General features: G+C 45.2%; 9 protein-coding genes. 3 read left to right on the plus strand and 6 right to left on the minus strand.

Features of this window, described 5'->3' with window-relative positions:
• Positions 1-229 precede the first annotated feature (229 nt).
• Complete coding sequence (locus tag VIM87_RS26340) at positions 230-1,222, plus strand: virulence protein RhuM/Fic/DOC family protein (protein ID WP_331999872.1); 993 nt, start codon at positions 230-232, stop codon at positions 1,220-1,222.
• Between the two features lie 57 nt (positions 1,223-1,279).
• On the opposite strand, the gene VIM87_RS26345 is transcribed toward VIM87_RS26340, so the two are convergent.
• From VIM87_RS26345 to VIM87_RS26360, 4 genes are all read right to left on the minus strand, one after another.
• The gene (locus VIM87_RS26345) at positions 1,280-3,079 is read right to left on the minus strand and encodes a glycoside hydrolase family 36 protein (protein WP_331999873.1); all 1,800 of its coding nucleotides are present in this window, start codon (positions 3,077-3,079) and stop codon (positions 1,280-1,282) included.
• A gap of 150 nt (positions 3,080-3,229) precedes the next feature.
• Positions 3,230-5,791 carry a glycoside hydrolase family 95 protein gene (locus VIM87_RS26350; protein WP_331999874.1) on the minus strand — a complete coding sequence of 854 codons (2,562 nt, stop codon included), beginning with the start codon at positions 5,789-5,791 and terminating at the stop codon, positions 3,230-3,232.
• A 543-nt stretch (positions 5,792-6,334) separates the two neighbouring features.
• A complete protein-coding gene (locus VIM87_RS26355; protein WP_331999875.1) occupies positions 6,335-6,625 on the minus strand; it encodes a hypothetical protein in 291 nt (96 codons plus the stop codon).
• 280 nt (positions 6,626-6,905) lie between these two features.
• Complete coding sequence (locus tag VIM87_RS26360; protein ID WP_331999876.1) at positions 6,906-7,322, minus strand: thioesterase family protein; 417 nt, start codon at positions 7,320-7,322, stop codon at positions 6,906-6,908.
• A gap of 96 nt (positions 7,323-7,418) precedes the next feature.
• On the opposite strand from VIM87_RS26360, the gene VIM87_RS26365 reads away from it, so the two are divergent.
• Positions 7,419-7,784: a hypothetical protein gene (locus VIM87_RS26365; RefSeq protein WP_331999877.1), complete on the plus strand. Its 366-nt coding sequence runs from the start codon at positions 7,419-7,421 to the stop codon at positions 7,782-7,784.
• A 15-nt stretch (positions 7,785-7,799) separates the two neighbouring features.
• Here the strand turns inward: VIM87_RS26365 and VIM87_RS26370 are convergent, their stop codons facing one another.
• Positions 7,800-8,012, minus strand: coding sequence for a YwbE family protein (locus VIM87_RS26370; RefSeq protein ID WP_331999878.1), 213 nt, complete (start codon positions 8,010-8,012; stop codon positions 7,800-7,802).
• Positions 8,013-8,287: 275 nt separating this feature from the next.
• Here VIM87_RS26370 and VIM87_RS26375 point away from each other — a divergent pair, with 275 nt between their 5' ends.
• Positions 8,288-8,968: a methyltransferase domain-containing protein gene (locus VIM87_RS26375; protein WP_331999879.1), complete on the plus strand. Its 681-nt coding sequence runs from the start codon at positions 8,288-8,290 to the stop codon at positions 8,966-8,968.
• Positions 8,969-9,377: 409 nt separating this feature from the next.
• Here the strand turns inward: VIM87_RS26375 and VIM87_RS26380 are convergent.
• The coding region (locus tag VIM87_RS26380; RefSeq protein ID WP_331999880.1) for a hypothetical protein at positions 9,378-9,665 on the minus strand (288 nt) is incomplete at its 5' end.

Below are 9,665 nucleotides of genomic sequence, written 5' to 3' on the forward strand. Positions count from 1 at the left end.
GTGCATGGTGAGGGTGCTAAATTCTTTGATTTTACTACACCAAGACCTCCTTTTGATGAAGGTGAAACAACGGTTTGGTGGTAAGAAAAGAAGGAGGGTGTTAGCCCTCCTTTTTTCAATTTGAAATTGAAAACAACGGAAACGTAGAATTGTACGAAGATTTACCAGCACTTAACTATTTATCCATCGCGGATGTGTTAATTTCATGATTAATACAAAGACGTGTGAAATGGAGAATAATCAGATTATCATTTATCAGACACCGGATGGAGAAACATCTATCGATGTTATCCTTGATCAGGATACAATTTGGTTAACGCAATCACAAATTGTAGATCTTTTTCAATCCAGTAAGGCAAACATCAGCGAGCATATAAAGCATATATTTAATTCAGAGGAATTGAATCAGGAAGCAACTGTTCGGAAAATCCGAACAGTTCGAATGGAAGGTAAAAGGAACATTTCCAGGGAGTTAGAGCACTATAACCTGGACATGATAATCTCCATTGGCTATCGTGTCAACTCAATCCGCGGCACCCAATTCCGCATTTGGGCAAACAAAATCCTAAAGGAATACCTGGTTAAAGGATACTCCTTAAACGAAAAGCGCCTGCACGAACAAAGCCAGCAGTTTGAAGCCCTTAAACAAACGTTGAAGTTGATGGGCAATGTACTGGAAGCGCAGGAATTATCTTCTGACCAGGCCAGCGGTCTGTTAAAAGTAATTACCGATTATACCTATGCGCTGGATGTTTTAGATAAATATGATCATCGCAAGCTTACCATAGAGGCCACGCATACGCAGCAGGGCTTTATTGCCACTTACGGGGAAGCAATGAAAGCTATCCGTAGTTTGAGAGATAAATTTGGTGGCAGCAGCTTGTTCGGCAATGAAAAGGATGAATCTTTTCAGAGCTCTATTGCAACCATCTATCAGTCTTTCGGAGGGCGCGAGCTCTATCCGAGCATTGAAGAAAAAGCAGCTCACCTGCTATACTTTGTAGTTAAGAACCATTCATTTTCAGATGGCAATAAGCGGATCGCAGCTTTCCTGTTTGTATGGTTCCTTGAAAAGAACAGTATCCTTTACCGGGAAGATGGTACAAAGCGGATTGCGGATAATGCGCTGGTTGCATTAACGTTAATGATCGCAGAAAGTAAGCCGGATGAAAAGGATATTATTGCGCAGGTGGTTGTTAACCTTATCAACGGTTACAACTAAAGCCGCATTATGATAGTGAAGTGCCCCAAAAGTTTCAATCTTTTGGGGCACTTTATATTACTCTTTTAATTCCACTACGGTTCCATCATGGCCCTGCAGCTCCAATGTATATTTATCTGAAAATTTGCCCAGGCTTTTACCAGTCCAGTGGTCCACTACCTCACAGGGCTTATCCAGTTTAGCTGTAATGCTTCTGGCGGTGCTATCCCAGTTTAGCAGCACGATGTATTTACCTTTGGGTGTAGATAGCCGGCCTATCTCAAATTTCCCGTCTTCAAAAGCCGCTGCCTGCGCGGTAGGCGGTACGGTTTTCCGTAACACGTTTAACCGTTCGGGTGAGATCGTGGTCAGGTCATCACCGCTCAGCAGCATACCTCCTGTGCTATAGATGAGCGCCGCATGAAAACGAAATTCATTATCCGGCATGTTACCGGTCAGCAGCAGGCAATCGGGATCATTCCACCACAGGCGGCCATTTTGCCAGGCACGGTACAGGTTTTCCCTGCCCGAACGTTCAAAAACAGACCACTGCCGTTTAATATCCATAGAGCTACGGGAGCCGTGTATAAGGCCCAGAGAGGGCCACAGCGGATGATTACAGCCCAGTATAAAAGCATCGCCGGTGCCTTTAAGGATGGCTTCCATACCGCGGCGGTATGCATCTACACGGGTAGCCTGTTTGTCATAGAAATAACCGCCGTGTATAGCGCCCCAGAAATTTGCGTCCAGCTTAAAGTAGGTGCATCCCCACTGGGTACGCATAACGCGGAACATTTGTTCCAGGTGTTTTTGTACCGCAGGGTTAGTGCCATCCAACACATACCAGGGTTTAAGCCGCCAGCCGCCAAAAGTAACAAGATCGCTGCGCAGGGGTTTACCCCCCGCATCTTTTACCAGCCAGTCAGGATGCTCTTTATATACCGTTGAATTGCTGTCGCAAATAAAGGGAGCCACCCATATTGCCGGTTCAAAGCCCTTGCTGCGTATAGTTTTCAATACCGGTTGTATGTTACCTCCAAATGATTGGCCGGTGGACAGCCAGTCGCCCATATGCGGCTGGTAACCATCATCTATCTGTATATATCGCAGGGCAGGCAGGTTGGCCTTAATATAGTCCAGGTTATCATAAATATTCTGCGCCGTTACCCGTGGGCCAAAGCAATACCAGCTGCACCAGCCGGTAGGCGGTTGCTTAAAGGCCAGGCGGGGATGATAATGATTAATACGGTTGGCAAATTTTTCCAGCAGGGCATTACCTTCCCTGCCATTCATCAGCGCCCACTCCTCCAGCTGAAAAGCCGCTCCAGGAGCCAGGGACAGGTTTTCCAGGTCCATGACCACCTTAATGGTGTCTGCATTCAGGTAGAACTTACCTACAAAACGTTTGCAGCTGGTAAATCCCAGCAGCAGCTGCGGTTCGCCGGCAGGGTACAGGCGTAACAGGTTGTACACGGCCAGGTAACCGGCCGGCTGTGGTATGCGGTAATGCCCGTCATCCGTATAATTACCTAATACCTGCGGCTTTTCCAGCGTGCCGCTTGTTTGCGTCAGCATCTGGAATCCTTCGCCATAAAAAGGCGTATTAGACGGTAATGCTTTACCCGCCTGTGCCAGCACCACTTCCCGGATACGTACCGGCGTACTACCGGCATTGACTATACGTGTAGCGCAAAAATCCCCGTTCCAGCTGCGGGTGATCTGCACCGTAGCAGGTGCGGCTTGCCCGTTGTCCGTTACAATAGTGGCTTTGCTGCTTTTTAATGCCTGCAGGAATTGATCGGCCGGGCCGGCATGCAAAGCTGTTCCTGCCAGCAGGCCTGTTAATAAGCAGGCATAGCTCCGTTTCTTTAATATCATTCGTACAAAATTTTACCTGATTGGTGTTAAAGTGATCTCAAATAATTTCATCAGCTCTTCTCCGGTTATTGCGCCTGCAGCCCTACGGATGTAACGGTAATGATTGCATTAAAAATAGGTACTTCATAGTATTGTATTAGTTGTGCTACGTTAATAGGTATTAATGTTATAATCTTTCCCGGCTGTTGTTATCAGGTCATACTCATAGATCTTTTTCAGGGGCAGCTCCGGCAGCTTAGTCTTGTCTTTTACTTCCGTTTTTACCGGCAATGGAATAAAGTAGTAGGGGTTAGGATTATTTCCACTGGCGGGTTTTAATGCGGTACCTGCTGCACTTACAGGCACCTGTACACGAATACGGCAGTTGCCGCCCAGTTTACTGTGAAGCACTGCTTTGGTAAGGTGTCCCTGTTTCCATTCCATATTTATTTCAAAGCCGCCACGGGCCTGCAGCCCTTTTACGTGACCATTTGGCCAGGCCGCCGGTAACGCAGGCAATAAGTAAATAGCGCCATCATGGCTTTGCAGCAGCATTTCCGTAATACCAGAAGTTACGCCAAAGTTGCCATCTATCTGGAAAGGCGGATGTGCATCGAACAGGTTAGGGTAAGAGCCCCCCGCTTCATCCGCTACACTTACGCTATCCACTGTAGCCAGGAATAGCTGTTTGTTCAGCATAGTATAAGCATGATCGCCATCTTCCAGCCTCGCCCACCAGTTCACCTTCCAGGCTTTGGACCAGCCCGTACCTCCATCGCCGCGCAGCAGTAAGCTGCGTTTGGCTGCCGCTGCCAGCACCGGGTTATGACGCGGTGTAATGAAATAGCCGGGGAACAGCCCGTATAAATGAGAGAGGTGCCGGTGATGGTCTTCCGGGTCATCCCAGTCCTTATACCACTCCTGCAATTGGCCGTACTGCCCTACATGAAAGGGATACAGCTCCTGCAGCGTAGCCTTTAACCGGTTTGCAAATGCAGCATCTTTATGTAAGAGCTGCGCTGCCTGCACTGTATTATTAAACAGGTCACGTATAATGGAAAGGTCCATGGTAGTGGCTATGCTCACTGAGCCTTCCCTTTTACCATTTACCAGGAAATTATTTTCCGGAGAGGTGGCCGGGCTGGTTACCCATTGGTTTTTATCGTTCTTTATCAGCCAGTCAAGCATGAATTCTGCGGCAGACCGCATAACCGGGTAAGCTGTATCAGCCAGGAAAGAACGGTTACCGGTGAACAGGTAATGCTCCCACAGGTGCCGGGTAAGCCAGGCGCCTCCCATAGGCCAGATAGCCCATCTTGGATTACCCCGTGGATCATTAAAATCAATACCGCCTGCGGGATTGGTCATGGCCCAGATGTCGGCATTATGATGTGCGGTCCAGCCCCTGGCGCCATAATTAACGCTAGCGGTTACACGCCCTTTTCTGGCCAGCTGCATAATAAAGTTAAACAATGGAATGCCGCATTCACTGAGGTTAGCTGTTTCAGATGGCCAATAGTTCATTTCTGTATTGATGTTAATGGTATAGTTGGAGCCCCAGGGCGGTTGCATTTCATTGTTCCATAAACCTTGCAGCGTCATGGCTGGCCCGCCCTTCCGGGAACCTGCTATCATCAGGTAACGTCCATATTGATACAGCAGTGTGGTCAGCTGCGGATCGCGGTGGCCGCCACTGGCTGTGTATGCCTTTAGCCGTACATCAGTAGCTTGCGTTGCAGAGCTGTCTTTACCAAGGTCTAGTTCTACTTTACGGAAAAGGCGCTGGTGATCCTTTTCATGTTCCTGCAGCAGCTGTGTATAATCTTTTTGTTTCGCAGCATCAAGATAACGCAGGGCTTCAACAGCGGGATCCTTACCTTCTTTGCCCGGAGATTTATCCGGTCCGTTATAGCTGGTGCCTATGGATAATAACAATACTACCTCTGAAGCATTCTGCACTTTTAACCCGCTGGTATCCGAATGCACGGTGCCATCTTTTACCCTTGCCTGTAAATGCACTTCATAATTCATCCCTTCTCCATTTCCACCAGGAGCATACACAATTTGCCGGGCTTCTGCCGGGCGGTTAGCTACATATTCCGGGCATTTGCCTTTCATGATCACATAACGGTCGTTCACCGCCTGTGTATGATGCGGCATGGGGTTTTGAAAACGGGTATTAAAGGTAATAGCGCCAGGGCGGCTGGCTTTGAAACGAACCACCAGCAGCTGCGCCGGATAGCTGATGAATACTTCCCGTGTATAGGTAACGCCACCTGCAGTAAATGTTACGGTGGACAAGGCATTGTTCAGGTCCAGCTGCCGCCGGTATTGTTCCGGTGAGCCGTTAATACTGTTATCAAAGAACAGGCTGCCCAGAGTCAGGTAACGGGCACTGTACAGTCCCATCATTTTACGTGCAGCCTGGTCAGCCTCTGTATATTTTTCTTCAGAGAGCAATCGGCGTATAAGCGGTAACGTTTGTTTGGCTTGCGGATTATTACCATCACGCGGCCCGCCTGACCACAGATAACCTTCATTCAATTGCAGCTGCTCCTGCTGCACGCCACCAAATACCATAGCGCCTATACGCCCGTTACCTACGGGCAGTGCGGCTACCCATTGCGTGGCTGGCTGTTGGTACCATAGCCGTAGCAGTGAATCTTCCGGCGGCGCTGCGGATAAGATCTGTACTGCGAATAATAAAAGAAGGGTAATGGTGTAACGTTTCATACTGGAATTAGATTTTTTGTAGAACAGCGGATCACCGGTAGCATTTTATCTTATAAGATCAAGCCTCCAGGCTTTTGCGGAAATTGCTGAATGGTGTAATAGTGCCTGTTGCCCATCCGTTTTTAACACGCGCCTATGAAGTATAACAGCGTAACTATGGCAGCTTACAAACACGGGCAACCTGGCGTTGATTAGCAATGATGACAATACAGTATTCTTGCAATAGAGAAAAAGAGGGATGGACTTATAGTATTTACGTCCTTCCTTTTCATAAACCTGGAATCTTGATTTAAATTAAACAATCGATTGCATAAAATGAAATTCTGGTGAAGATTGCATCAGAAAGAGAGGAAATCGCATTAATGCCACCAGTAAGGGGCTTTAAGATTTTACGCTCAAACTTTAAGGAAGAGGGGCGATGTACCGGATAAAATGTTGAGGGAGTAAGCAACGATGTATTGAATTTTTTGAGGTTAAAAGAATGCTCACTGTAAGATCATAAAACTAAAAACGCCCCGCAATTACGGGGCGTTTTTAGTTTCGTCATGGGTGCTGATAAAGGTGGTAAACAAGGGTTCCTGATGGCGGCAGGCCGGGTCCACCATCGGTATAGCCCAATGCTACCAAAGTTCCGTTAACTGGATTGGTGTCGGCATCGCTGACAATTTCTGCATTTGCCAACGTGCTCCAGGCAACAAACTGGCCGGAAGGGGTGTACCACGCGTAGTTAATGATGGCAGGTCTTGCTGTTTGGGTCTGTTTAGTTGAAAATGAGCTTAACAGAAAGATTCCCGCGAGTAGTGGGAAAAAGAGAAGGGCTTTCACGTTTTTCATGTGAAAATGTTTAATGGTTAAGAGGAGTATATCATTTAAATCTACAAAACAGATTTGAACAATCAAAGAACATTTCGGCAGAACGTGTAATGTTAATTGTGAGATAACGGATTATACCAGCAAACGGCGGAGAATTAACATCTGATGATCAATCAACATCATCACTAAAAGTAAAGGCCGTCAAATTCTGTAGCAGAAACTGACCGGCCTTTTTTGTCCCCGGGAAATTATAGCATGTTCAGATAATGGGGGAACTTTAGTCTGTATGCTGGCAGCATCATCAGGATTCCAATACTGGTGCGGTATTCAATTTTTCTTTGATTGAATCCGGAAGAAATGGCCGTCCACCGGTAGCAGGCACACAAGTACCTGTGAAAACTGCTTTGGTAACAATTTTGCTGTTTAGGATTATTTTTTGCTCAAAGTGTATTTGAGGTTTGCCGCTTTTATCAGCAAACAATTCACAGGTTACTGTAAACCGGTCATCCTTTTTCAGCGAACGGAGAAAATTGATGGTGTACTGAGACAAAACCATATTGATTCCCCTTTTCGCTTCTTCTTCCAGGCTAAATCCGAGAACATCTTTTATAAATTCATGCCTGCAATACTCCATGTAAAAAGGATAGTACAGGCCATCCATTATCCCCTGAACGTCAATATGCTCAGGATTAACAACATATTCTTTTACATATTCCATGATTAACATTTTTACGCCGCTAATGTAAATAACTTGGATCAGGAAACCCTGCTTTTAAGGATATTCTATATCTTAACAAATACAAATTAGCCCAAAATGAAATTTACAAAGCTGGTCCCCAATGTATTTTATACCGACATTAAAGTAGGTCTCAGGCTTTTTATTGAATGCCTGGAGTTTAGTATTGGACATGATGAATTGAGCTCAGAGGATCCTTTTTGTGTGATCGAAAAAGATGGATTGCGTATCAACCTTTTTCAGAATAAGGAGTATGCGGAAAAAGACCGGCCTGAATTCAGGCTGGTAACAACTGATATTGAAGAAGTGTATAAAAAGGTGGCATCAACGCATCCGGAATTACTGCATCCCAATCTTAACAAAATTACACTCCGGCCATGGGGAGCCAGGGAATTTGCATTGAAGGATGAATCCAATGTTTGTATGATCATTCAGCAATGGTAAAATTGCAGGTAGCGCTTATTCGCCGTCAGGATCCACCACATCTGTTTGGGCTACGCGGCCAACCTGCCCATCCTCCAGCCGTACCTTTATTCCTCTTGAATGATAGGCTGCTGATGTAAGCAGATCTTTCACAATGCCATATGTTAATCTGCCGCTTCGCTGGTCTTTTTTAAGGATAATGGCTACTTCCTGTCCGGGATAAATGTCTTTTCTATATTGGCCATCCATATGTTTTCTGTTTATCAGCTGTAAAATTATTGAAGGAAAACATCATTATGGCGAAAATGTATCAGAAAAGTTATGACGAAATGTATTAGTAAGCTGAGAGGATACATGTATTGATGGGCCAGTTCATTTGCGTTTAGGCCCTAAATTGATTTAGGTGCTGTTAGCTAAAAGCTTGCGCCAATGGTGCGGAAACTGCCAAGACAATGCAATTGCCCATTACACATCGCGGTGAAAGGTCTTTGGCGAGCCAATATGCTTGCCTATATTTGATAGCGATGAAGCTGTTAACAGAAACTGAATTGATCTGGTCTCCGATAGTTGCTAACAACCGCATGAACCGCAAGCGAAATGCCAGCGGGACCAACAGCTATGAAAAAGAGCTGAAGTTTAAGCCGGAAGTATATTTGAACACCTGTCTAGAGCAGCGGGGGCATGTAAAATGGCTGGACCTATGCTGTGGAGAAGGCAATGCATTAATTCAATATGCCAGGGAGTTGGCAGACAAAAGTTCTCAGCATCAGGCTACATTGTTAGGGATTGATCTTGTAGACCAATTTCAGCCAATCCCATCATTTGTAAGCTGCCTGCGATTTCAAATAAGTTCCCTGGTTAACTGGGAAAATGAGGATCAGTACGACCTGATCACCTGTGTTCACGGCTTTCATTACATTGGAGACAAGCTTAAGGTGTTATCGCAGGGATTAAGGTCTGTTAGTGGTCAGGGACTAATTATGGCTAATCTGGATCTCAATAATATTAAGATTGAGGGAGATCCGAAAGGGCAATATTTAAGAAAGTTGTTTATCGAAAATGAGATAGAATATAATGCCCGGAGGAAGTTGATTATTTGTAAGGGACCAAGAAATATTAATTTCAACTTAACTTATAAAGGTGCAGATGACAAGTCGGGACCTAATTATACAGGACAAGATGCCGTGGATTCTTATTATTCTTAACAGGTTAGCGGCTTTCCAGTTAAATTTTCCATTATAATGGCATTGAATATCCCACAACTCATTCTGCAGTTTATCGGGAACCAAACAGAGACCGGCATCATGCCAGCCGGTTGTGTCTTGATGGCTTACAAGATATTCTTCTGAGTACTAATGATATGATTATAAGTTCTCTTTTTTCCTTCTAATTCTAAAACTTACAATTAGTGATATTCCTGTACCTATAAAAATTAAAATAAGCCCTATTAACAATACGGTTAACCATATTTCTACATTATGTATTCCCGCGAATATATACGCAACGATAGGCTCTGACAGGAAAGAATAGCCTAGTGATAGGAAAAGCCACATAAAAATATGGGCAAGAATGATGATAGTTTTCTTTTTTTTGCGCAGCATGTTCGTCCGGCATTTATCTTTTGGGCAAATCATCTACGATAAAATCTATCCACCTGTTTTCAGGAAGCCTGATCGGAACATCCGGGGTAAAACCCGTTTGATCAATAGGCTTGGTATCCGTCCAGCTTGATTTGGTAATGGGAATGGTTAGAATAAATTTGTTGTATGGTAACGGGGTTGGATTAGACATGCCTTCGTAATCCATCATTCCAATAGTGTTTGAGCCGTAAGTGGTTACCTTTTTACTTTGGTGGCTGAGGGCGATAAAATACTCGGTCGAGCTGCCACAAAAGCCGTCAAC

This window comes from Chitinophaga sp. (genome assembly GCF_036569125.1).
Taxonomy (GTDB): domain Bacteria; phylum Bacteroidota; class Bacteroidia; order Chitinophagales; family Chitinophagaceae; genus Chitinophaga.